Annotated in this window: 18 protein-coding genes, 1 tRNA gene and 1 other RNA gene; 5 read left to right on the top strand and 15 right to left on the bottom strand. The window is 60.2% G+C overall.

Annotation, left to right across the window (positions count from 1 at the left end; translation table 11 throughout):
• Positions 1-80: 80 nt before the first annotated feature.
• The gene (locus ACTQX9_RS06440) at positions 81-950 is read right to left on the bottom strand and encodes a nitroreductase family protein (RefSeq protein ID WP_441540799.1); all 870 of its coding nucleotides are present in this window, start codon (positions 948-950) and stop codon (positions 81-83) included.
• A gap of 213 nt (positions 951-1,163) precedes the next feature.
• Here ACTQX9_RS06440 and ACTQX9_RS06435 point away from each other — a divergent pair, with 213 nt between their 5' ends.
• Positions 1,164-3,464 carry an LTA synthase family protein gene (locus tag ACTQX9_RS06435; protein WP_441540798.1) on the top strand — a complete coding sequence of 767 codons (2,301 nt, stop codon included), beginning with the start codon at positions 1,164-1,166 and terminating at the stop codon, positions 3,462-3,464.
• A gap of 691 nt (positions 3,465-4,155) precedes the next feature.
• On the opposite strand, the gene bilS is transcribed toward ACTQX9_RS06435, so the two are convergent.
• The 6 genes from bilS to tadA all read right to left on the bottom strand — a co-directional run bounded on the left by bilS (position 4,156) and on the right by tadA (position 13,029).
• A complete protein-coding gene (gene bilS, locus ACTQX9_RS06430) occupies positions 4,156-4,707 on the bottom strand; it encodes a flavodoxin family protein BilS (RefSeq protein WP_441540797.1) in 552 nt (183 codons plus the stop codon).
• 111 nt (positions 4,708-4,818) lie between these two features.
• On the bottom strand, positions 4,819-6,678 hold the full coding sequence (locus tag ACTQX9_RS06425) for an ABC transporter ATP-binding protein (RefSeq protein WP_441540796.1): 1,860 nt from the start codon (positions 6,676-6,678) through the stop codon (positions 4,819-4,821).
• On the bottom strand, positions 6,679-8,562 hold the full coding sequence (locus ACTQX9_RS06420) for an ABC transporter ATP-binding protein (RefSeq protein ID WP_441540795.1): 1,884 nt from the start codon (positions 8,560-8,562) through the stop codon (positions 6,679-6,681).
• Positions 8,563-9,063: 501 nt separating this feature from the next.
• Positions 9,064-9,159, bottom strand: an RNA gene (ffs, locus tag ACTQX9_RS06415) — signal recognition particle sRNA small type.
• Between the two features lie 206 nt (positions 9,160-9,365).
• A complete protein-coding gene (locus ACTQX9_RS06410; RefSeq protein ID WP_441540794.1) occupies positions 9,366-11,099 on the bottom strand; it encodes a vWA domain-containing protein in 1,734 nt (577 codons plus the stop codon).
• Between the two features lie 148 nt (positions 11,100-11,247).
• Positions 11,248-13,029 (bottom strand): tRNA adenosine(34) deaminase TadA, encoded by a 1,782-nt coding sequence (gene tadA / locus ACTQX9_RS06405; RefSeq protein WP_441540793.1) that lies wholly within the window; start codon positions 13,027-13,029, stop codon positions 11,248-11,250.
• A 51-nt stretch (positions 13,030-13,080) separates the two neighbouring features.
• On the opposite strand from tadA, the gene ACTQX9_RS06400 reads away from it, so the two are divergent.
• Positions 13,081-13,170 (top strand) — tRNA-Ser (locus ACTQX9_RS06400).
• 2 nt (positions 13,171-13,172) lie between these two features.
• On the opposite strand, the gene ACTQX9_RS06395 is transcribed toward ACTQX9_RS06400, so the two are convergent.
• On the bottom strand, positions 13,173-13,757 hold the full coding sequence (locus ACTQX9_RS06395) for a TetR/AcrR family transcriptional regulator (RefSeq protein WP_427727644.1): 585 nt from the start codon (positions 13,755-13,757) through the stop codon (positions 13,173-13,175).
• 211 nt (positions 13,758-13,968) lie between these two features.
• On the opposite strand from ACTQX9_RS06395, the gene ACTQX9_RS06390 reads away from it, so the two are divergent.
• Positions 13,969-14,520 carry a LemA family protein gene (locus tag ACTQX9_RS06390; protein ID WP_441041402.1) on the top strand — a complete coding sequence of 184 codons (552 nt, stop codon included), beginning with the start codon at positions 13,969-13,971 and terminating at the stop codon, positions 14,518-14,520.
• Between the two features lie 558 nt (positions 14,521-15,078).
• Here the strand turns inward: ACTQX9_RS06390 and ACTQX9_RS06385 are convergent.
• The gene (locus ACTQX9_RS06385) at positions 15,079-16,131 is read right to left on the bottom strand and encodes a branched-chain amino acid aminotransferase (RefSeq protein ID WP_427728837.1); all 1,053 of its coding nucleotides are present in this window, start codon (positions 16,129-16,131) and stop codon (positions 15,079-15,081) included.
• Between the two features lie 289 nt (positions 16,132-16,420).
• Positions 16,421-17,068 (bottom strand): DedA family protein, encoded by a 648-nt coding sequence (locus ACTQX9_RS06380; RefSeq protein WP_441540792.1) that lies wholly within the window; start codon positions 17,066-17,068, stop codon positions 16,421-16,423.
• Positions 17,069-17,291: 223 nt separating this feature from the next.
• Between ACTQX9_RS06380 and cysE the strand changes: the two genes are divergently transcribed.
• Positions 17,292-17,996: a serine O-acetyltransferase gene (gene cysE / locus ACTQX9_RS06375; RefSeq protein ID WP_441540791.1), complete on the top strand. Its 705-nt coding sequence runs from the start codon at positions 17,292-17,294 to the stop codon at positions 17,994-17,996.
• Between the two features lie 108 nt (positions 17,997-18,104).
• On the opposite strand, the gene ACTQX9_RS06370 is transcribed toward cysE, so the two are convergent.
• The 4 genes from ACTQX9_RS06370 to ACTQX9_RS06355 form a co-directional block, all read right to left on the bottom strand.
• On the bottom strand, positions 18,105-20,108 hold the full coding sequence (locus ACTQX9_RS06370; RefSeq protein ID WP_441540790.1) for an ABC transporter ATP-binding protein: 2,004 nt from the start codon (positions 20,106-20,108) through the stop codon (positions 18,105-18,107).
• Between the two features lies 1 nt (position 20,109).
• Positions 20,110-21,834 carry an ABC transporter ATP-binding protein gene (locus tag ACTQX9_RS06365; RefSeq protein WP_441540819.1) on the bottom strand — a complete coding sequence of 575 codons (1,725 nt, stop codon included), beginning with the start codon at positions 21,832-21,834 and terminating at the stop codon, positions 20,110-20,112.
• On the bottom strand, positions 21,834-22,334 hold the full coding sequence (locus ACTQX9_RS06360) for a MarR family winged helix-turn-helix transcriptional regulator (protein WP_441540789.1): 501 nt from the start codon (positions 22,332-22,334) through the stop codon (positions 21,834-21,836). The genes ACTQX9_RS06365 and ACTQX9_RS06360 overlap by 1 nt, the downstream gene beginning before the upstream one ends.
• A 177-nt stretch (positions 22,335-22,511) precedes the next feature.
• Positions 22,512-22,802, bottom strand: coding sequence for a CDP-alcohol phosphatidyltransferase (locus ACTQX9_RS06355; RefSeq protein WP_441054516.1), 291 nt, complete (start codon positions 22,800-22,802; stop codon positions 22,512-22,514).
• Positions 22,803-23,093: 291 nt separating this feature from the next.
• Between ACTQX9_RS06355 and ACTQX9_RS06350 the strand changes: the two genes are divergently transcribed.
• Positions 23,094-23,615, top strand: a complete 522-nt coding sequence (locus tag ACTQX9_RS06350; RefSeq protein WP_441016630.1) for a nitroreductase family protein — start codon at positions 23,094-23,096, stop codon at positions 23,613-23,615.
• A 239-nt stretch (positions 23,616-23,854) separates the two neighbouring features.
• Here the strand turns inward: ACTQX9_RS06350 and ACTQX9_RS06345 are convergent, their stop codons facing one another.
• Entirely contained in the window at positions 23,855-24,274 is a 420-nt protein-coding gene (locus tag ACTQX9_RS06345; RefSeq protein ID WP_441016627.1) for a hypothetical protein, read from the bottom strand.
• Positions 24,275-24,310: the final 36 nt, after the last annotated feature.

Below are 24,310 nucleotides of genomic sequence, written 5' to 3'. Positions count from 1 at the left end.
CTAGATAAACATTTATACGGCCTTTAGGCCACCGCGGCGATATGGAATGTGACAAAGGGACTGTCCCTTTGTCACATTCGTCATTTTCCGAGCCAGTTTTTGAACCACCACTCCATGGATCGGCTCATCTCGGCCATAAAGGGGCTCGTGTGCTTGCGGGTGTAGATATCCACGACGCGCTCCCCCACCTCGCGGGCATGCGGACGGAACATCATGTCCATCTCGGCAACCTGCGCATCCATGGTCGCGGCATCGGCGCGGCGATAGCGCTCCTCGTGCACCAGGTTCACCACGGGATGCGCAATCGCCGGGCGCTCCTTGCGGGGCGTGCCGATGATGAGCATCGACAGCGGCATGGTATAGGGCGGCAAGTCCAGCAGCGCAGCAACTTCCTCGGCGTTCTCGACGACATCGCCGATATAGCAGCTCCCCAGCCCCAGGGCCTCGGCGGCGACCACGGCGTTTTGGGCAGCGATCACGGCATCCTGCGCCGCGATGGCAAAGTCGCCTAAACCCGGCGCGCGGCGGGGCGCCTTGCCCGTGCGCTCGACAAACTCGGGCTCAAAGCAACCCACGTGCTCAAACAGATCGATCCACTTGGCATAGTCGACCACAAATATAAGTGCCCAGGGCGCCTTGGCGATCATGGGCTGGTGGTCGCACAGGTCGGCCAGGCGATCGAGCGTTGTCTGCTCGCGGACACTCACGATGGAATACATCATCATGGCGCCTGCCGACGGCGCGCGGCTCGCCGCATGCAGAATCGCCGCCCGCTGCTCGTCGGTCACTGCTACGGGACGGTCGTTGTCATCGCGCGCAAAAGCGCGCGTGGACGAACGGTGCTCCAAAATGTCCAGCACCGCGTTGCCCGTGGTCTCGACCGGATAGCCGCCCGCGCCCATGCCAGCGCCCACGTCGCCCGCACTCGTCATACAAACCTGCTCGTTCATCGCCTCATCCTCGCCATTTCTTTAAGAAGCCTTTACGTTTCCGTGTAATTCCCGTCCATTATCGCGCAGGTCGCCACTACATTGCGCCACACCGCCACACATGCGCGCTAATATGGCTGGTTGTTGTGCGCAGCCCGCAAATGCAGTGCATATTTAGGTAACAATCGGGTAAACCCCCGCTTTCGTAGTTTTAAGTTTGTGAGGAGTCTCAGCATGTTCGCAGCCGCCATCTCGCTCGTCGGTCTTGCGGCGACCGTCTTCCTTGTCTTGCGCGAGGCCAAAGCCATTCGCGCGCAGTCGGGCACCGTTGCCAAGGGCGCTCTTGCCTGGAGCGTCGCCTTCGGTCTGTTCCAGGTCTTTTTGACCATTTGGGGTGCCATGGGCCTCGTCGCCCAAAACGAGCCGCTCGCCTTTGTGATGCTCATCCTGACCAACGCCATCCTTACCGGCTGCGCCTGGGCCAGCATCGCACGCGACCGCATCGCCCCGCGCGTCTTTGCGTTCGCCGCGCCCGACGCCCCCGCCCCCACCGGCAAGCTCGCCCGTCTGCGCGGCGCCTTTGTGGGCAAACCGCTCGTCGCCGCCGTGCTGTGCCTGCTGCTCGCCGGCGTCTTTGCGCTGCTGGGCATGGAGGTCTCGTCCAACCACGACTTTACCTGGGTCTACCCCCTATGCATACTGCTCGAGTGGGCCATCATCACCACGCTCATGGTCGGCCTGTTCTTCCTGTTCCAGCGCCGCGGCGCAGCTCCCGCCGTCCTGGCCTTCGCCCTCTTTATCCTGGGCATTGCCGAGTTCTTCGTCATCACGTTTAAATCCATGCCCATCCAGCCGGGCGACCTTTCGGCCATCTCCACCGCCGCCGCGGTCGCCGGCAACGGCTACACCTACTCGATCTCGCTGTTCTGCGTGCTGTCCATGGGCTTTACCGCCATCGCCATGCTGCTATGCGAGTACGCCGGCCTGGTAGCACCGCACCGTCAGAAGGGTGCCGTCAACGCCAAGCGCATGCTGCTCACCAACCTGCTCGTGGCGGTGCTGTGCCTGGGCGGGGTGACCGCGCATGTCACGCTTATCGACTACTACAACACCCTCGGCATCACCGTCTACACCTGGCGCCCGCTCGAGAGCTACTGGCGCGAGGGTTATCTGCCTGCCTTTATTAGTGCGGCACAGTCCATCAAGCCGCCCAAACCCGCCAACTACTCCGCCGACGACGCCAAGGCAACGCTCAAAAAGTATGCCAAGGCCTATGACAAGTCCGATGCCGCCACAAGCGACGCCCGTACCGCCGCCCAAGAGCAGTTCGATAGCGAGAAGCCCACGGTCATCGCCATTATGAACGAGACCTTCTCGGATCTTTCGATCTATCAGGAGATGCACGCCGGCTACGAGGGCCCACAGTACTTTAAGAACCTGTCCGACTGCCTCAGCCGCGGCAAGCTCTACGTGAGCGCCTACGGCGGCGGCACCGCCAATACCGAGTTTGAGTTTCTGACCGGCAGCTCCATGGCCAACCTGGGCTCGGGCGTGTACCCCTACACCATCTACAACATGGAAACGACCGGGAACCTGGCAGAGCAGTTCAAGTCGCTCGGATATTCCACAACGGCCATGCACCCCAACCACGCAACCAACTGGAACCGCGAGAACGTCTACAAGGACTTTGGCTTTGACCAGTTCCTGTCTATCAACGACTTCCAGGGAGCCGACACCTTGCGCGGCATGGTGACCGACCAGGCAACCTACGACAAAATCCTTGAGCTGCTCAACCAGAACGCCGACCCGCAGTTCATCTTTGACGTGACCATGCAGAACCACTCGGGCTACGATACGGGCCTGCTGCCGGCAGATAAGCAGATGCACCTGAACATCGACACGACCGATCTGGACGCCAAGACCATCGAGGACGGCACACTCTCCGATGTCGACGAGTACGTCTCGTGCATCGAGCAGTCCGACCAGGCGCTGCGCTACTTCCTCAATGCCCTGCGCAATCTCGACCGCAAGGTGGTCGTGGTGTTCTGGGGCGACCATCAGCCGTTCTTCCCGTCCAAGTTCAACGATAAGTGGTTTACCGGCGAGGACGACGCTACGCATCAGGAGCGCCTTTGGCAGACCGACTACATCATCTGGGCAAACTACGACGTTGCCGGCTGCGACCAGACGAGCGAGGTCGACGACCTGTCCACCAACTACCTGTCCACCCAGCTGATGCAGCTGATCGGCGCACCACTGACCGACTACCAGAAAGCGCACATGACGCTGCGCAAGTCGCTGCCCGCCATCAACTCGGTGGGCTACGAGGACGCTAGCCTGCGCTGGGCGCTCTCCTCCAACGTCACCGGCGAAGACGCCGTCGCCGCGGCGGCCACCAAGGCGCGCGAGGATTACGCCAAGATGCAGTACTACGAGATGTTCCGCGACGGTAAGAACGTGTACACCGAGCACCTCCAGACCGAGGCCAACGAGACCGACCCCAACCTGGCGCCGGGTACGACCAAGATCAAGTAGCGGGGATCAAGTAACGGGGTCGGGGGCCCGAATCGACGGCAGGCGGAGGTACGGGAAAGGTCTGCTGCTCAAACAGTCCTGCGCAAGACGGGGGCCACATTAAGTGGCCCCCTTTGCGTGCGGAACTCGCGACAGACCTTTCCCGTACCTCCGCCTGCCGTCGCCCCTCACCCGTTGCGGGTTGAGTGGGCTGATAAAGAAACTGCGCTCACCTCATGGTAGAAGCGTGGCCTGTCATGCGAATCGCGGAAACTGTGTCCCAGAATTCACGTCCGGAGTGGGACGCAGTTTCCGCTTGAGGGCCTGTTGGGAAAGCGCATCCCACTTCAAGAGTAAATTCCGGATCGCACTTTCCGCTAAGGCTCTCAACCGGAAAGTGCATCCCATTCCAAGCCTTAATTCCGGGACACAGTTTCCGGACAAGGCGTAAAGCGGAAAGTGTATCCCAGTCTGAGCGCCGATTCCGGGACGCACTTTCCGAAACCCTGCCCATCTGGAAAGCCCGTCCCACGCTCAATACATCCAGCGGATGCAGGAGAGCGTGTCTTTCAGGACGGCCTCGTCATCGGGGTGATGGTAAATGTCGCCCCACACGCTTGCCACGGTTGCTCCCGCGAGTGTCAAGAAAAAAGCCTCGAGGATTTCGAGGCTTTCGCTTCTGTATTATTTCGCACGCGCGGCAGCGATAGACCTACTCGCCCAGCACGGCCTTCTTGGCGGCTGCCGCTATGTTGTCCAGATCTTCCTTGGTCGGATGGTCCTTCGCGGCAACCCAGTTGTCGAGTAGCATCTTAGCGCGGGCGTTGTCGGGATCTTGCTCGAGCATGGCCTCGTAGCGCTGCTTGACCGCAGGGCCCATCTTGCCCTGGCACATCGCCCAGCCTACAAGCTCGGCATCATTGGCCAAATTGGAGGTCACGCGATCGATAATCTGCTGATAATAGCTCTGGTCGGCGCCAAAACCGCAGGTGCCAAACAGGAAGACGCGCTTGCCGTGCAAGGTGGAGAGCAACGCCGCGACCGAAGGCGTGCACGCGCCCTTGTCACACCAAAAACCGACGAGCACCGTGTCGGCCGCGCAGGCGCCCTGCGCCTCGAGCGCAACCTGATCTGCATCCGCATCGTCGCTCAACGCCGCGGCATGGACAAACTCAACACCCGCAGCCTGCAGAGCGCGCTTGATCGCACCCGAAACCATCCTGGTATTGCCGCTCTTGCTGTTAACCACCAAAGAGCACGTCATAGTCACGCTGCCTCGTTTCCCCCAAAACTAAAGCCACTAATGCAATTTATTAGATGAATATCTTAATACCAACGTGACAGATGTAAACCACCTGCCGCTAATCGGTGGCCCCTACTGGGCAAACTGGCTGCGGTAAAGATCGGCATAGAAGCCGTCTGCCGCCAGCAGCTCGTCGTGTGTGCCGCGCTCGATAATCTCGCCGTCGCGCATCACCAGAATGCAGTCGGCGTTGCGAATGGTGCTCAGGCGGTGCGCCACCACAAAGCTTGTGCGACCGGCCATGAGCTCGTCGAATGCCGCCTGCACCTGCAGCTCGGTGCGGGTATCGATGCTCGAGGTCGCCTCGTCCAGCAGCAAGATCGCCGGGTCGGTGAGCATGACGCGCGCGATGCACAGCAGCTGTTTTTGACCCTGGCTAAACGTGCCGCCGTCCTCGCCAATCACCGTGTCGTAGCCCTGCGGCAGCTGCACGATAAACTTGTGCGCATGCGCGCGCTTGGCAGCTTCGATAACCTGCTCGCGCGTGGCATCGGGACAGCCGTAGGCGATGTTATCTGCCACCGTGCCCTCGAACAGCCACGTATCCTGCAACACCATGCCAAAGGCACGGCGCAAGCTTGCGCGCGTGTATTCACGCGAGGAACGGCCATCGACCGCAATGCGGCCGGCATCGATATCATAAAAACGCAGCAGCAAATTGATGAGCGTTGTCTTGCCACAGCCCGTAGGGCCGACCAGGGCAAAGCGCATGCCGGGCTTGGCCTCGATGCAGATATCCTGCAGCAGCTTGCGGTCGGACACGTAGCTAAAGTCCACATGCTCAAAGGCGACCTCGCCCTGCGGTGCGGCAAGCTCTACAGCGTCCGACGCGTCGGGCTCCTGCTCGCGCGCATCGAGCAGCGCAAACATGCGGCGCGCCGAGGCATACGCCGCCTGGATCTGCGTAATAACGTTGGTGACCTCGTTGAACGGCTTGGTGTACTGGTTAGCATAGGACAGGAAAATCTGCACGCCGCCCACCGTAAGCGCCGCCGGCACGCCCGTGATCACGCCCACGCAGCCGATCACAGCGACCACGGCATAGATGATGTTATTGATAAAGCGCGTGCCGGGGTTGGAGAGCGAACCCATAAACTGTGCACGCTCACCTGCCGTATAGAGCTCGGCGTTGAGCGCGTCAAAGCGCGCTTGGGCGTTCGGGCCGTAGGCAAACGCATCAACCAGCTTTTGCTCGCCCACATACTCCTCGATATGACCACCGAGCTGCCCTTGAATGCGCTGCTGTGCCGTAAAGCTCTTGTTGGAAAGCCTGGCGATGGCGCCGGCTGCAAAAATGGAAAGCGGCGTGACGAGCACCACCACGAGCGTCATGGTCAGGTTGATGGAAAGCATAAACGCGAGCGTGCCCACGATGGTGATAACGCCGGTGAAAAGCTGGGTAAAGCCCTGCAGCAGGCCATCGCCCACCTGATCGACATCGTTAACCACGCGGCTCATGAGGTCGCCGTGGGCGTGGCTGTCGATAAAGCTGAGCGGCATGCGGCTGAGCTTGTCGCTCGCCTCCACGCGCATGTCGCGCACCGTCTCGTAGGACAGGCGGTTTACGCAGTAGCCCTGCAGCCACTGAAAGGCCGCGGCCCCCACCACGACGAGCGCGAGTCTGGTAACGAGCGGCAGCAGCGCATCGAAGTCCACCTGCCCGGCGGCGACAATCAGGTCGATGCCCTCGCCGACGAGGATGGGCGTGTAGAGCTGCAAGATCACCGAAGCGGCGGCACTCACAAACGACGCTACAAACGAAATGCGGTGCGGACGAACATAGCCCAGCAGGCGGCGAGTTACCGCGCCCACGGGATAGCGCTCGGGATCGCCGGGCTGGCGCGGACCGTCGCCCAGGTCGTTGAGGTTATCGTTGCCGGACACGTTGGCCGTCATCGTGGCGACCGAACCGGAGGATGTGTAGGGATTCATTTAGCAGCCCTCCTTTGCGCAGACGGATGCGGGGGCGGTCGGGGCGCCTGGGACGGGCGCGGGGCTTGGAGCGGGCGTGGGCGCCGTACTCCTCTGCTGACCCTCGAGCTCCTCGCGGCGAAGCTGCGACTGGCAAATCTCTCGGTAGAGCTGGCAGCTTGCATACAGCTCATCGTGCGTGCCCAGGCCCGCGACCGAGCCGTGGTCGAGTACGCAAATCACGTCGACGTCGCGCACGGTCGAGACGCGCTGGCTCACGATGATGGTCGTCAGCGGCAGCCCGCCCTCGGCGGCACCGCGCATGCTGCGCTCGCGGATGGCGTGGCGAAGCGTCGCATCGGTCTTAAAGTCGAGCGCCGAGGCGGAGTCATCCATGATCAGGATCTGCGGAGAGCCCACCAGGGCACGTGCGATGGTCAGGCGCTGGCGCTGGCCACCGCTAAAGTTCTTGCCGCCCGCCTCGACCGGGGCGTCGAGCCCCTGCGGCTTGTTGCGCACAAACTCGCTGGCCTGCGCCATATCGAGCGCCGCCCAAAGCTCCTCGTCGGTTGCCGCCTCGTCGCGCCAGGTCAAGTTGCTGCGGATAGTGCCGCTCACCAGCGATGCACGTTGCGGAACGGTCGCAACCACACGGCGCAGCTGGTCGAGCGGCCAGGTGCGCACGTCGGCGCCCATCACGCTCACGCTGCCGGTGCTCGCATCGTACAGGCGTGGGATAAGCGAGACGAGTGTGGACTTTCCGCTACCCGTGCCACCGATAATGCCGAGCGTTTTGCCCAGCGGCAGTTCCAGGGTCACATCGTTGACGGCGTTGGCAGCGCCGGCGCCAAACGAAAAGCTCGCATGGTCAAAGCTCAGTGCGGGAACCGGAACAGCGCCACCCGCCAGTTCGCTCGGCTTGGGCAGCGCGACCGGCTGATTGCCCTCGTCGGTGATGCTCGGCTCACAATTGAGCACCTCGTTGATGCGCGACGCGCTGGCGCTCGCCTTGGTAAAGACCACGACCAGGTTGGCGACGTACACGATGGAGGTGAGCGTCTGCGTCATGTAGTTGACGAACGCCATGACCTGGCCCTGCGTAAGCTCACTCACGTTGACCTGGATGCCGCCCACCCACAGGATGGCGCACACGCCCAGGTTCATCATCAAAAACGTGACGGGGTTAAGGATTGATGAGAGCTTGCCCACCGCGATGGCAACATGCGCCTGCTCATCGGCGGCTAGGGCAAAACGCTCGCGCTCGTGGTCTTCGCGCACAAACGCGCGGACCACGCGGGCACCCGAAAGCCCCTCGCGGCAGACAAGCGCGATGCGGTCGAGCTTTGCCTGCAGCTGCTTGTAGTACGGAATGCAGCGCGCCATGACAAACCAAAACACCAAGCCGATGGCAGGCGTGCAGATCAAGAAAATCACACCGAGCTTAAGGTCGATGGCAAGGGCCGCGCACATGGAGCCCACCGCCAAAAAGGGCCAGCGGATGAGCATGCGCACGCCCAGCGCCACGGCAAGCTGCACCTGGTTGACGTCGTTGGTGATGCGCGTGATGAGCGACGGCGTGCCAAAGCGGTCGAGCTCGGCATAGCTCAGCTTATTGATGTGCTGGTAGAGTGCGCCGCGAATGTCGGTGCCCATGCCCTGCGAGGTGAGCGCCGCCATCTTTTGGCAGACGAGCGTAAACGAGATGCCGATCACAGCCATGGCGGCGAGCACCATACCGTAGTGGACGACGGCGTTGACATCGCGTGCGCCAATACCCTTATCGATCATCTGGGCAATCACGAGCGGCGTAAGTAGGTCAAAAATCACTTCGATCAACTTACACGCAGGGCCAATCACCATATACCGGCGAAACTTACCACCAAAACGCCTGAGCAGCTCAATCATAAAAAGGCGCTCCCCATCATCATCTCTCTTCAATCTGATTCATGATAGTACGGCGAGCCCTGGAGATGCGTAAGCAACTCGTTACAGATGTAAGGGCGACGGTCACTAGCGCCCAAGGCATGTAGCAGCCGATGTTTTGGCAACGCCAGCGAGCGCCGCAAGACACGGGATTGAGTTGTTCAGATAAATGCGCCCTCTACGGGTGATTTTTGGACGAAGTGGTCCCGGTGCCGGCGGGCTGTTTGGTAGTCGAGCGATCCCGCAGGCAAAGCCGAGGACCAGCGAGACACCAAATACCCCATCACCTCTTGGACCGCGTTACCATCGATGTTTTGCCAAAGCCAGCGAGCGTCACCCAGAGCGAACAAGTTGGCATGAAAAAGGCAAGGCATAGACCTTCTGGTCATGCCTTGCCTTTTGAATGACAAATTGTCGCTCTGGGTGACGCGCAGCGTCGAGCATTGCGCGGTTTGGTAAAGCCGCGCAAAAAGAAAGCCCGTGCGCTCGATGGATTCGGATGCCCGACAGAGGCTCCTTATGGCTGCTTCCTTCCGGACCTGACCAGATTCGGAACATATCGTCATCCGAACCCATCGAACGCGCTAGGCGCTCGATATATATTACCTGCTCCCGTCTAGCAGAGCAAGATGCCCCGCGGTTAAAGGGAAAACCACATGAGTGCACGGCGGCAAAAAGGCGCGGTCGCAAGTATGCGACCGCGCCCCATCAGTTGCTTCGCAGAGAGCACTCAAGCGTTGCGTAAGCGCTGGGAAGCGAAACGTCGTTCGACGTCAACGCCGTTACTAATTACGGCGCTTGAGGATAATGCCGGCAACGCAAACGGCTGCACCGGCTACGACCAGCCCAATGACGGGCAGAATTGAGAAGGTATCACCCGTCATCGGCATAGCGCCCTTCTCGCCCTTCGTCGTCTTGACGGGCTTCTTATCGCTCGGCTTCGTGGGTTTAACCTCGGGCTCGGGCTTAGGCTCGGGAGCAGCAACCGTGTAGGTAACCGTCGGAACCGGGAACTCATACGCATCGCCAGGCATGCCGTTGCCGTCAACGGGATGCAGAGTCGCGCTCTCGTTGACCTTAAGAGTATGGGTGCCGGCCTCGGTGGGCTTATTCACCAATACCTCGCTGTACGTAAGGACAACCGGTTTAGCGGGCACCGCGGCCTCGTTGAGAGTGAAGACGAGCTTCTCGTTCTCCCCTGCCGTGTACTTGAGGGTGAAGCGATAGGTGCCGTCCGCACGCTTGCCAAAGCCATAGGTGGTCTCGTCGATCTTCTCGGGCGCAAGGTCCTCGCCCGCAACATTCAGGCTGATCTTACTGGCATCGTTCACAAAGTCAAAGTTGTTGCCAATAAGGTCCTCGACAGTCGAGTCGGCAGCGATCTTGTCCACGAGCTTGGCCTTGAGCTTATTGAAGTCGGTGTCGAGCTGGCCGTTGTTGGAATTCCTGGTGAGGTACTGCAGGAATACCTGGCCATCTTTAAAGTCGGAGATGTTCTTGTAGTAGACGTTCATGTCGTAGCCGGCCTTGGCCATCGACTGGAACGTGTCGTCCGTGCTCCAGAACGCGACGTCGATGTTGCACGGCGCGTTCACGTCGACGGGGACGGGGTTCGTGGTGCCGTTATTGGCGGCGGCGTCGGTGTACTCGTAGTCGTACTGGGCCCAGTTCTTGTCAGAGTTCTCATACTGGTCGCGATAGTACTTAAGATACTCGCCGAGCTTCTCGGGGCTCTTCATGGCCTGCGAGAAAATGAAGTTAGAGCCGTCGGAGAACTTCTTCCAGTCGTTCTTGAGATTGTACTCGCGAGACTGCCACTCCCAGATACCGCCCATTTTGTTCGATCCATAGGGGTATGCAGCGTGGGTCTCTGGATTCGTCTGCTTGGTTGGATCGCCAAACGACCTCGTATACGGTTTGGTGTAATCGCCGTTCTTGCAGTAAAGGTAGGTTGCACCGTCACTAATAAGGATCACGTGCTTGTTCTCGGCCTTAACGGCGGTATCCGCGTCGAGGATGCTCTTTGCGGCAAGAAGGCCGGCGTGCATGTTGGTGCCCGAATGCAGGCTCGAGTTCATTGCGTCCAGGATGTCATCATACCCCGTGACGACGTCCGTCAGCGGCTGCTGGATGTTACCGACCTTGTTGAAGAGGACTACGCCGACCTTGATATCCAGGCCGTCTGCCTTGGCCTTCTGGCTGATCTGGCCCAGGAAGTCCTTCGCCTGGTTGTAGATGTCCATCTGCGCTGAGGCGCCGGACTTGTCGAGCACAAACACAACGTCGGACGGCTCGGCCTCGCGCTTGCCCGGGAACGAGAGGGTGACCTTGGTCTCCAGGTTCTCGTCAAGCTCGGTCGCCGTCTTCTGATTCTGCTCTAACGTGGACGATTGCCCGGAGCCCCCCCCCACGGCATCGTCTGCGAATGACATAGTCGCCGGAGTGGCCATGCCTAACGTCAGCGCCAACACCGCGCCAACCGTAACCGCGCGCTTAAGCGTATTTCCCAATCTGTGCATCCTAGCCCCTTTCATATAATTTCCGTTTGCAGACAGGTGCATACGACACCAGTGATACAGCAATAGTATAGACCGTAAAATGCCAACGTAATTAACATATATTTACAAATAACGAGCTGGACAGGCAAATCAGATTGGATATTTATATCTATATGCGACCAAGATCGTATGCTCGGGCAGCCCCCTCGCCTGCGCACGCCAAATTGGCTACAGCCTCCTGCATGCTAAGCGCTTCCTCAAGGCTCATGGGCTTGCGGCAGACCGGCAGAACCAGATCGACACCCTGCCCATACACCGCATCCAGGTTGTCGGCACGACCGCCCACGACGGCGACCACCGGCTTGCCATATCGCTTCGCACGACGGGCCACACCCACCGGCGCCTTACCGGCGGCAGACTGCTCATCCATGTTGCCCTCGCCTGTAATGACCAGGTCGACATCGCGCACGCGCTCGTCAAACCCCACGAGGTCGAGCACGGTTTCCACACCCGAGCGCAACTCGGCGCCGAGCGCCAACAGTGCGGCACCCAGACCGCCGGCGGCACCAGCGCCGGGCACGCCGAGCACCGAGCCAAATGTCCGTGCACCCTCGGGCACACGCAATAGCCCCTGCTCACGCGCCTCGACAATCGCCGCATCGAGCAGGCGACCATAGCCGACCATCCAACTGTCGTACTTGCCCAGAGCCTCGGCATCCCCCCTCGGCAGACCCTTCTGTCCACCGAACACTGCCAGCGCACCGCGGCGCCCCACGAGTGGGTTCTCGACATCGGAAAGCACCACGATACGAGCGCCGTTCAGCGCCCGAAGCGCTGGCGCCAAATCGATACTCGCCACGTGTTCAAGGCCCGCAAGACCGGGGGCGATATTGCAGCCCTGATCATCGACCACACGCGCGCCCAACGCCTGCAGCATGCCGGCACCACCGTCGTTGGTGGCGCTGCCGCCCAAGCCAATATAGATCGTCTTTGCACCCGCACGAACCGCGCGAAGCATGAGCTCACCCACACCATAGGCTGTGGCCGCCAACGCCGCCGACTCCGTGCAAGGCGAATACCCAATGCCCGCCGCCTCAGCCATCTCAATTACAGCCGACTCGTGCTCGCCGTCTACCAGCATCCGGGCAGACACGCGGTCGTCCAAGGGGCCTGTAACCTCGCAGGTCAAAAGCTCGCCGCCGCGCGCGGCGACGGCATCGAGCGTTCCCTCGCCACCATCTGCCAGCGGCAAAGCGCTCAGCTCGGCATCGGGCCACACCTGGCACACGCCTTCGGCAACGGCCGCCTCCGCCTGCGCGCTCGAAACGCTTCCCTTAAAGGAATCGATCGCCAACAGCACACGGCGGGGCCGGCGCTGCACAGGACCAAAGTTGAGCGTCTCGTCGGCGAGATTCCCAACACCCGCAAGTGCCTCGGCATGGACGGCATGCGCATCAAGGCTTAGACCGCAGCCGCACGCGGCGCCATCCACACCGCGCAAACCGGCAAAATAGCCGCTCAACACCTCACGACACTCGTCTGCCAGCACGCCGGCGGTCACATTAAACCGATGGTTCAGGCGCGAATCGGCATTGAGGTCATACAGCGAGCCCACCGCGCCCGCCTTGGCATCGGCCGCGCCATACACGCAACGCCCCACGCGCGCGTTAACCATAAGCCCCGCACACATGCAGCAGGGTTCGAGCGTCACGTAGACTGTACAATCGGAAAGGCGCCAACGCCCAAGCGTCTGAGCGGCGGCGCACAGGGCCAAAAACTCGGCATGTGCCGAAGGGTCCTGGTCGAGCTCACGGCGATTATGCGCCCTCGCGACAATCTCGCCCGCACGCACCACCACAGCACCAATCGGCACCTCGCCCACTGTCGCAGCGGCGCGCGCCTCCGCCAGCGCCTCGCGCATGAACTTCTCGTCGATTTCGGTGATCGTCATCGTTCGCCTTCCCTGTTGCAAATTCAAAACGATGCTATCATTACGACTCACGGAGAGATGGCAGAGCGGTTGAATGCGGCGGTCTTGAAAACCGTTGAGCGCGAGAGCGTTCCGGGGGTTCGAATCCCCCTCTCTCCGCCACCTTAGTGATTCACCGGCGTCATGGTGCGCTCAAACAGCGCATCGACCACGTCGGCCATCTCGGGTCGACGCTCAAGATCGTGGCCCGATTCCCACCAATTTGTGAACACTCGAATAATGCCACCGGCGATAAATTCCGATGTCGTCTCGAGCGAAACGGGCGCCAGGGCGTCTTCGGCAAGCGAGCTCATCACGCGCTCACGGATGGAATGCGCGATGCGGTCGCAAATCATGCCGGTCAGCATGCCCGACATGCTGCTCGCCAAAAGGTTATCCATGAGCTGCTCATGCGCCAGTACCATATTCATGGCATCGTCAAAGACCTCATGGCGAAGCGCCCGTACATCCACAAGCGGCTCCGCGTCCGCTGCGTCGGTCTGGTTTTGGGGCAAGCCCGTCATAAGCTCATCGATATAGAAGGCAAAATAATCGTTTTTATCGCGAAAATGCTTATAGAACGTCGTGCGGCGAATCAGGGCCCGGTCGCAAAGCATGGCAACCGTCAAATCCTCAAACCGATGCTCTTCCAAAAGCTCGGTAAAGGCGTCGAACAGGGCACGATAGGTTTTCTTGATGCGAAGGTCCATCCGTATCACCATCCTCAAGGCGTAGACAGCATTCCGTAATTTGTCGCATATCTTACACCTGTACCACCCGTTCGATATTGGCGCCCCCTCCCTGGTTGAAACAAAACGCTTACCGGAAAGTTCGGCACCGCCAAAGGTTGCGGGTATACTAGATACGTTATACCAACAACGGCCGGCGCAAAACGCCGCTGCCATTCGAAACGGAGACATCATGCTTCCCGTCATCATCGGTATCGTTGTTGTCGTTGTGATCGTCTGCGCCATCGCTGGCATCTACAACAACATGGTTACCAAGCGCAATCGTATCGATAACGCCTGGCAGAACATCGACACGCAGCTGCAGCGCCGCAACGACCTGATCCCCAACCTGGTCGAGACCGTCAAGGGCTACGCCAAGCACGAGCAGGACACGCTCGCCGCCGTGATCAACGCGCGCAACACCGCCGTAAGCGCCACCACCCCCGAGGCCAAAATGGAAGCCGACAACGTGCTGACCGGTGCACTGCGCCAGCTCTTTGCCGTGGCCGAGGCCTACCCCGACCTTAAGGCGAACACCAACTTTATGCAGCTCCAGGCTACGCTCGAGGACACCGAGAACAAGGTGAGCTACGCGCGCCAGAGCTACAACGACTGCGTACTCAGCTACAACAACGCCATCCAGACGTTCCCGGCCGTTATCTTTGCCGGCATCTTCCAGTTTAAGGAGCGCCAGGGCTTCGAGGCAGTTGAAGCTGCCCGCCAGGCACCGACCGTCAAGTTCTAACAGATCCGCAGCGTATCCTTAATCGGGTATATGCATAAACCGCATAAACCGTCCCGTCGAATGCATACTTCGGCGGGACGGTTGCTTTTTGCCCACAGGTACCCCAGAGGGCGGCGTGCAAATTTTGGAGTTTTCAGCATTCTGGAGCCCAAAGGAACAGGAATGGGCCCACAAAACCGCGTTGAAAACCCTGATTCTGAGCCCTCAGCACCTCAGGGATCACTCATTTTCTACAGGATGCGGCTCACGGCGCCTGACTTTCGCCCAAAATCCCGTATGCATGCGCACCCGGCTGCTGAAAACTCCCAAAAATGTACGCCCCGTCCCACCCCAGGCGAGCGGCAACCGGAAAACCGCGCACGCACCTCTTCCTGGTGCGCGGTTTTCCTACAGAACTGCGCGGGGTCACTAGGGCCAAGCTCCTTATGGAGCCCACACCCAGGCGCACTCCGCAGGACGAAAGAACCCCCGCCGCACGTAGTGCGCAGCGGGGGTTCTTTCATGTCCGAGGACACGCCGGAAAGGAAGGTCGCCCTCGGGCCGAACATACAAGACAGCTTACGCGACGGTGTAAACCCAGTTGTGCTTATCCTCGACAGCACCAGACTGAATACCAGTCAGGGTCTCGCGAAGTTTCTTCATAACAGGGCCGATCTCGGTGCAGCCAGCCGGGAAGGTCACGGTCTCGTCGGCACCATAAACCTTGTTGTCAATCTCGCCGACCGGGGAGATAACAGCAGCGGTGCCGCACAGACCGCACTCGACAAAGGTGCCGGCCTTGACCTCGGCCCACTCGACGGGACGCTGATCAACGGTCATGCCCAGGTCCTGAGCGACCTGAACGAGCGAGCGACGGGTGATGGAGGGCAGAATCGAGTCGGTGTGCGACTGCGGAACGACGAGGGTGCCGTCCTCTTTCACGAACAGGACGTTGGCGCCACCGGTCTCCTCGACATAGGTGCGAGACTCGGAGTCAAGATACAGGTTCTCGGCATAGCCCTCGCGATGGGCCTCCATCGTGGGCTTAAGGGACATGGCGTAGTTCAGGCCGGCCTTGATGTTGCCGGTGCCATGCGGGGCTGCACGGTCATACTCGGAAACGCGCAGCTTAACGGGCTTAAGGCCGCCCTTAAAGTACGGACCGACCGGAGTCACGAGAATGCGGAACGTGTACTCAGGAGCAGGAGCCACGCCAATCACGTCACCAGAGCCAATCATAAACGGACGCACGTACAGGGTCGCACCGGAGCCGAAAGGCGGAACCCAGGCGGCGTTGGCAGAAACGACCTGCTTGACGGCCTCAACAAACTTGTCCTTGGGGAACGGGGGCATCTCGAGGCGCTGGGCAGAGTTATACATGCGCTCAGCGTTCATGTCGGGACGGAAGCAGACGATGCTGCCATCCTCGGCGGTGTAGGCCTTCAGGCCCTCAAAGACCTCCTGGCAGTAATGGAAGATGCCGCCGCACTCGGAGACATGCATGGTGTGGTCGGTGGTCAGGCCGCCCTCGTCCCACTCGCCATCCTTCCAATGAGCCTCGTAGCTGTAATCGGTCTTCATGTAGCCAAAGCCGAGGCTACCCCAATCGATATCCTTCTTCTCGACAGTCATATGTCGCTCCTTACATACACAGTTGCATACTCGCGAACCCGCACGCAAGGACCGAGGCCGACCGTGTCGCAACGTCGCACGCCCGGAGCGTAGAGCCGGACGGGACACGCGGGCAACATCGAAGCCGATGGCACGTCGATTCGCATGGACGAGATTGTACTCCGCACGCGCGTCGGATAAAACGTTTTTCTTTAACTAACTAAAGTATTTTCATTTGACCGAAACTAAAGAGGCCCGCCACCGTAAACGGTGACGGGCCTCAGCGACGCGATTTGTGCGCCAGCTCGAACTACGCGTTCTGTTTGCCCAGCTTAGCCTTAACCAGGCCGACTACAGTCGGGATGATCGACACGGCTACGATGCCAATGATCAGCAACTCAAAGTGCTCCTGCACAAAGGGGATGCCGCCAAAGAAGTAGCCCAGCAGTGTAAAGACTGTCGACCAGGTAATGCCGCCCAGCACGTTGTAGATGACAAAGTTGCGCCAGTGCATACCGCCCATGCCGGCAATGAAGGGCACAAAGGTGCGGATAAACGGGAAGAAGCGGCCGAGGAAGATGGCCAGGTGACCCCACTTGTCCAAGAAGTCCTCGGACTTTTTGATACGCTCGGGCGTCATGGCCTTGACCTTGCCCGAAGCGATGATCTTTTTGCCAAAGAAGTGACCGATCATAAAGTTGCACTGGTCGCCCAGGATGGCAGCAGCCCATGCTACGGCCAGCAGGGCCACGATGTTAAAGCCACCGTTATGGGCAAAGAAGCCCGAAGCAAACAGCAGTGAATCGCCGGGAAGGAACGGGAAGAACACCACGCCTGTCTCAATGAAGATAATGAGGAACACGCAGCCGTAGGCCATAAGCGGGCCGGCGGCGATCCAGCTGGCAATCGCGGTGCGCGGGTCTTTGAGCAGCTCGGCGATAAAATTGATGAAACCCATGAAGTAAAACCTCTCAGTTGTGGGCGCGGATACGTCCAAGTTGACCAGTATACGGTTGCGGTGCCCCCTCGTGCGCAACCCCACAAAAGCATGACTCCATTACCAGCAAGTTTGCATAACTGACACCTGTCATGCAAAGCCGCCAAGATTATTCTTCCTAATCCCTAGCGAATCGCTATACTTTATTGAATCGCATTGCCATGGCGCTAAGGGAGGGCGGCCGGTGAGCTTTATCAATACCATTCGCGAGGACATCAAGACCGTCCAGGCGCAGGACCCCGCCGCGCAAAACGGTCTGGTCATCTTCCTTTCCTATCCTGGCCTGCACGCCAAGTGGAACCACGTGCCCGAGCACTGGCTGTGGGAGCACGGTCATCGCTCGCTCGCCCGTGTGCTCTCGCAAATCACCCGCCACATCACCGGGGTCGAGATTCATCCCGCTGCACAGATCGGCAAGCATTTCTTTATCGACCACGCCATGGGCGTCGTCATCGGCGAGACCACCATCGTTGGCGACAACTGCGTGCTCTACCAGGGCGTAACGCTCGGCGGTACCGGTAACGAGACCGGCAAGCGCCACCCCACCCTGGGCGACAACGTCACCGTGGGCACGGGCGCTAAGGTGCTCGGCAACATCCGCATCGGCAACAACGTCAAAATCGGCGGCAACTCGGTTGTCGTCAAGGACGTACCCGACAACTGCACCGTCGTGGGCGTGCCGGGGCGCATCATCAAGCGCAACGGCTGCCGCGTGTTTGAGGAGACGTTTGACGCCAAGCAGCACCGTGAATACATGCCCGACGACGCGGCCGAGCAGTCCGCCCTCAACCGTCAGGGCATCACCGAGAACGCCCGCCGCGTCGCAGAGCTCGAGCAAGAGGTGGCCGAGCTCAAGGCCCTCGTTGCCAAACTTGTGGACGAACGCTAGACGCGGACGGCCAATGACAACATTCATGCCAGCGCAAAGGCGCGCCAGGGAATCTATCCCCGGCGCGCCTTATTTCCGATGCGACAAGGGGGCCGTCCCCATGTCGCATTATGCGAACTGGCTCAGATAGAGGTCGGCGTAGGCGCCCTCGGCAGCCAACAGCTCCTTGTGCGTGCCCTGCTCGATAATGTTGCCGTGATCCATGACCAAGATCAGGTCGGCGTCCACGATCGTCGACAGGCGATGCGCGATCACAAAGCTGGTGCGCCCGCGCATAAGCGCGTCCATGGCGCGACCGATAGCGAGCTCGGTACGCGTGTCCACGCTCGACGTCGCCTCGTCCAGGATGAGAATCGCCGGGTTGTTGAGCAGCACGCGTGCGATGGTCAACAGTTGACGCTGCCCTTGGCTAATGCTCTCGGCATCGTTGGCCACCCGCGTGTCATAACCCTGCGGCATGGTGCGCACAAAGAAGTCGACCTGCGCGGCGCGCGCAGCCGCCACGATCTCGTCGCGCGTCGCCTCGGGACAGCCGTAGGCGATGTTCTGTGCAATCGTGCCATCGAATAGCCAGGCGTCCTGCAGCACCATGCCAAATTGCTGGCGCAGCTCTCCGCGGTCCATACAGCTCGTGTCCACGCCGTCGAGCGTAATGCGGCCGCCATCGATCTCGTAAAAACGCATGAGCAGGTTGATGAGCGTCGTCTTGCCTGCGCCCGTGGTTCCCACCACGGCAATCTTCTGGCCCGGCTCGGCGGTAAACGACACGTCGCGCATAAGCGGCTTGTCGGGCGAATAACCAAAACGCACGTGCTCAAAGGAGACGCGGCCCTCAATGAGGCCCGGCAGCCTGGCGGCCTCCCCCGGCAGCGGATCGGCTTCCATCTCGGGCTCATCGAGCAGGTCGAACACGCGCTCCGCACTCGCCAGCGCGCTCTGCAGCGAGTTAAAGGTAAACGACAGCTGCGTCATGGGTTCGGACGCCTCATAGATAAACTGGAAGAACGCCTGGAACACGCCGACGGTCATGTGACCGGCGACCAGCATGCTGCAGCCCACCAGCGCGATCACGATTTGCGCCAAACGGCCGATAAAGCGCACCGCAGGGCCGACGGCATTGATCATAAAGTCGGCCTTGGTACTCACGCGCGCTAGCTCCTTCGAGGCCTCGTGCACTTCGGCAGAACTCTGACGCTCGCGGTTAAACGCGCGAATCACCAGACGGCCCGAATAGCCTTCCTCGACCGCGCTCGTAATCTTGGACACCCACTCCTGGCGCTCACCGGTCACGTCATGTGTGCGACGCGAGACCACTTTGGTCACCATCAGCGACAACGCCATAAAAAACAAAAAGACCAGCGTGAGCGGCACGCTAAACACGAACATCACGCCCACGGCGCCCACCACGGTGCCAATCGACACCAGCAGCTGCAGCAGTCCGCGCTGCATGCTTTCGGACATCTTGTCTAAGTCGTTGGTCGCGCGGCTGACGACCTCGCCGGGACGATGCGCGTCAAAATAGGCGAGCGGCAGACGGTTGAGCTTTTGCGCGATGCGGTTACGCAGACGCAGGTTGAGGCGTTCGGCCACGCTCGCCATCAAAAAGCTCTGGAGCGCGTAGAACGAGGCGGCGGCCGTCCAGATCATAAAGTAGATGAAGATGGTCCTGCCGCAGTTCTCCCAGGTGATGCTGAAGGTGGTGTCGTTGGCAAACGCCAGCTTCACGTGTCCCCACAGTTCATCGATGACGCGAGCGCTGTACGCCGGCGCCGCGGTGTTAAAGATGACGTAGAACACGATGCTCGCGAACACGAGGTAGAAGCGCCAGTGATCGCCGACGGCCTCGCTCCACAGACGGCGCACCGTTGCCCAGGTATCGCGGGGTTTCTCGTCCTCGTCCTCATCGTCCACATCGCGCATGCGCTCCGCCTCAGCGCGGGCGCGCTCGTCCTCGGCGCGTTCGTTTTCCTCGTAGAGCGCTTGGCGGCGAGCCTCGCGTTTGGCTGCAGCCTTGGCGGCGTCGTCCAGACCGGGCGCGACCGCCGCCTCCTCAGCCGTCCCTGCTGCCACGACGTCATCAACGACGCCCTGATTCTTGAGCTCCTCGGTCATGCTACTCACCTCCTTTCATCTGCGATTCCGCGATGGCGCGGTACACCTCGCAGGTCTCCATCAACTCGTCGTGCGTGCCCAAGCCCACGACCTCGCCATCCTTGAGCACCACGATCTGGTCGGCATGTAGAATGGTCGAGATACGCTGCGCGATGATGAGCACCGCGGCATCGCGCGTCTCGTCCTGCAGCGCATGGCGCAGGGCGGCATCGGTCTTAAAGTCCAGGGCCGAAAAGCTATCGTCGAAGATATACAGATCAGCATGCTTCATGAGCGCACGAGCGATGGCCAGGCGCTGACGCTGACCGCCCGAGAAGTTCGTACCGCCCTGCGCCACCGGGCTATCGAGTCCCTGCGGCTGATCGAGCACAAAGGTGCTCTGGGCAACCTGCAGCGCGTGAAGCATGTCGGCCTCGGTCGCATCCTCGTTGCCATAGCGCAGGTTGCTCGCCACCGTGCCCGAGAACAGCCACGCCTTCTGCGGCACGTAAGCAATATGCCCGCGAATCTCGTCTTGCGAAAGGTCGCGCAGGTCAACACCGTTGAGGCGTATGGCGCCCTTCGAGGCATCGTGGAAGCGCAGCAGGAGCTTGGCCACCGTCGATTTGCCCGATCCCGTCGAGCCCACAATCGCCGTGGTCTGGCCACGGCGACAGGCAAAGCTCAGGTCGCACAGGGTGTCCTCGTCGGCATCGTCAAAACGGAACGACATATGGTCGAACACGGCGACCGCCTCAGCTCCGTCCTCTGAGTCGGACGCGCCCGCGTCGAGCGTTCGCTCGCCATCGGCGATGCTCGGCTCAATCTGGAGCACCTGTTGTGCACGGTTGAGGCACGCCGCGGCGCGCGGCAACGTCAGGATCACCATCTGCGCCATCATCACAAAGAACAGGATCAGCAGCGCGTATTCCAACACGGCCGAGATGCTGCCGATTTGCATAGCGTGAACGCCTACACGATTGCCTCCCACCCACAGCACCGCCACCTCGGCGATATTCATCAGAAAGAAGCAGGAGCTATCGAGACCCACAAACAGGTGGTTGACCTTGATGGCGTTGGCCGCGTAATCACTAAACACCTCGTCTAGGCGCTGCTCCTCATGGCGCTCCTTGTTAAACGCGCGGATGACGCGCACACCCACGATGTTCTCGCGCAGCACCACGTTCATACGGTCGATAAAACTCTGCAGGCGCATAAATATCGGCGCTGCATTGGTGACCGTAAAGACCGCCGCCACCAGCACAATCGCCACAACCGCACCCAGCAGCGTACCCATGGCGGGATCGATATGCCAAGCGAAGATGATGCCCGCCACGGCCAAAAACGGCACCGGCAGCACCAGCTGAATCGTCTGCAGAATCGCCTGCTGGATCACGTTGATGTCGTTGAGCGAGCGCGTGATCATCGAGCCGGTGCCAAAGCGCTCAAAGTCGCTGGCGGACAGCTCGAGTGACTTGTCGTAGACGGCGTTGCGGATGTCACAGGCCACGTTGGCCGCCAGGCGAGCCGAAAGATAACAGCCCAGCACCGCGCCACCGCTGGCCATGCCGGTCGCGATGAGCATGTACAGGCCGTTGCGCAGGATGTAGTCGACATCACCCGTCGTGATACCGGTATTGACCATGTTCGCCAGCATCGTAGGCACCAGCAGCGTGCCGACGTTATCTATCAGAAGCACAAACAGTGTCACCGCAATCAGCCCGCGATACGGCCTCATAAACCTCATTAAGAGTTGCACGTCTCCCCCTCTTCTTGTTTTTCCGCTTGGCTCTCGGCAGCCATCTGCTGTTTAAACGCTTCGCACTCCTCGTTGAGCACATGGGAGAACTTGCCGACCAGACGCATAATCTCACGCTGTTCCCAAGGCTCGAGCGCACCAAAGGCACGCTGCTCGGCTTTAACCGCCGGCAACGCATAGTGCTCGGCGAACCGCCGGCCCTCATCGGTCAAACAAACGACCTTATTCTTACGACTGCCTTCGGCAAATTCCAGCGTTGCAAGCCCTCGCGCCGTCAGGGTTTTAATTGCCGAGTTAATGGTCTGCTTGCTATAGAACCATTCGCTTGTAAGCCGGCTCACAGCAACGCCTTCGTCCGCCGTGCTGATATCGACGAGCATCCAATAGGCGCAATCCGAAAGGCCGCAGGCACGCGCGAACTCTGAATAAATACGGTCAAGCCCGTTGAGCATCCGGTCAAAATCGACCGACGTAACCGCGCAATCCATCTCTCCCACCATTCGATAGTCCGAATTTTGACTAATTGAGATTTCAGATTAGTCCGAGTTTTGACTATCGTCAAGGGCTTCGTTCGCAGCGCGCAAGCTATACAACATATCGACAAAAAAGACCGCCGGCGCGGGGGCGGCGCCAGCGGTCACGTGAAAATCGGGTTTCATTGCCTGTTAAGCGGCGACGGCCTCGTAGACCGTAGCGCCCGAGAAGCTATCGTGCAGGCTTTTGCCGCTGATCCAAGGCAGCTCGACGACCTCGCAGAGCGTGTTGACCAGCTCGGAGCAGTCAGTAAAGTGGCCCTTATCGTTGAGGGCCTCGCAATCCTGAACACGCCAATAGCCATCGGTGTGCGTGATGTAGTACTCGTGATCGTCAATCGTCACAAAAGCGCGCGTCTTGGAACGCAGCAGCTTCAGAAATCCTTCGAAATCGGTCTCGACGACATCTCCAGCCTGGAACATGATAGTTACCTCCTGGCCCAGCGCACCACGGCGCGTTGATAAACGTTGGTACTCCTTTAGTAAAACCTTTATCAGAGGTTATGCGTTCGTCATTTAGGCAAGTGGTAAAAACCGCAGGGCAGACGGGATAAAACGTTTAATCATCCCATTGGTTTGTCACATTTTGAAGGTACTTTTATGCAAACCTACTTTCCCAATTGGAATCTATCCTTTTGCCGGGCAATTGACCGTCTATCGTTGAGCCCGACGGGTATGAACGGGGCATCTGCAACGCCACCGCAAGGAGACACCATGGAGACTATCGAAGCGCTCATTCACCGCCGCAGCTGCCGCAAATACAGCGATCGTCCCGTCGAGGCCGAAAAGCTTGCACGTATTATCGAAGCCGGCCAATATGCACCGAGCGGTATGGGCCGCCAGCCGGTGACGTTTGTCGCCGTCACCGACCCCGCGACCGTCGAGCGTCTCTCACAGCTCAACGCCCAGGTCATGGGCAGCAACAGCGACCCCTTCTATGGCGCCAAGACCGTTGTGGTGGTGCTGGTTGACCGCAGCGTGCCCACACATCTGGAAGACGGCTCGCTCGCCATGGGCAACTTGCTCAACGCCGCCTATGCACTGGGTGTCGATTCGTGCTGGATTCATCGCGCGCATGAGGTCTTTGACTCGCCCGAGGGCCTGGAGCTGCTGGCCAGCTGGGGCCTGCCCGCCGACGGCAGCCTGCGCGGTGTCGGTAACTGCATTCTGGGCTATGCCGAGGACACGCTACCCGAGGCAAAGCCGCGCCGCGACAACGTGGTGTACGTTAGGTAATTAGTTCCGCCGTTCTACCGAACGGCGGACCTGCTGACGCTGCGCGAGCCGTATTCACGCCAATCTGACGTTCGATTTCGAGGGCGCGACCAGAAGGTCAACGCCCTCTCATTTCACGTCACCTTGGCGCAAATGCGGCCCGCTCTCTGTTGGCGACTGACATCGAATGAGCTGCTGATGGCATTCGACACTTGGGCAGCTAAAAGGCCCCGTCCCAAATTTGCTACCCCACTAGCAACTTATCTTGCCGATGGATTTGTCGTCGTTTCATTCGTTCGAGTCGCTTTGGCGCCATCGCCCTGTTCGCCCTCGTCCTTTTGCGCATCGGCGATGGTGGAGGCCGCCGCAACGATACCGCGCTGGGGCGCGACGCCCGTCTGGGTCTGAACGCCCTCGACAACTTCTGTGCCTGCATGCGCGAGCTCGGGCGACTTAAACATTGCGTCCAGATTGGCCCCGCCGCCGGCGTAACCGAGCGCCGCGAGCGCGATGACAATCACCGCGACAACGACCGCGATCGGAACATAGCGATGCCAGCCTGCGGGATTGAGGCCGCTACGGCGAGCAGCGCCACGGCTAATGTAGCCGAGCGTTCCATCGTGCTTGAGCTTTGACCCCACCACACGCTTACGGCCCCACAGCGATGATTCGGCCTGCATGGCCAAGCGAGCGCTTGCCGAAGGATAACCATATTT

The organism is Collinsella sp. LCP19S3_F2 (assembly GCF_052121015.1).
GTDB lineage: Bacteria > Actinomycetota > Coriobacteriia > Coriobacteriales > Coriobacteriaceae > Collinsella.
Note: the sequence above shows the minus strand (reverse complement) of the source record. Positions and strands in the feature narration are given on the sequence as shown.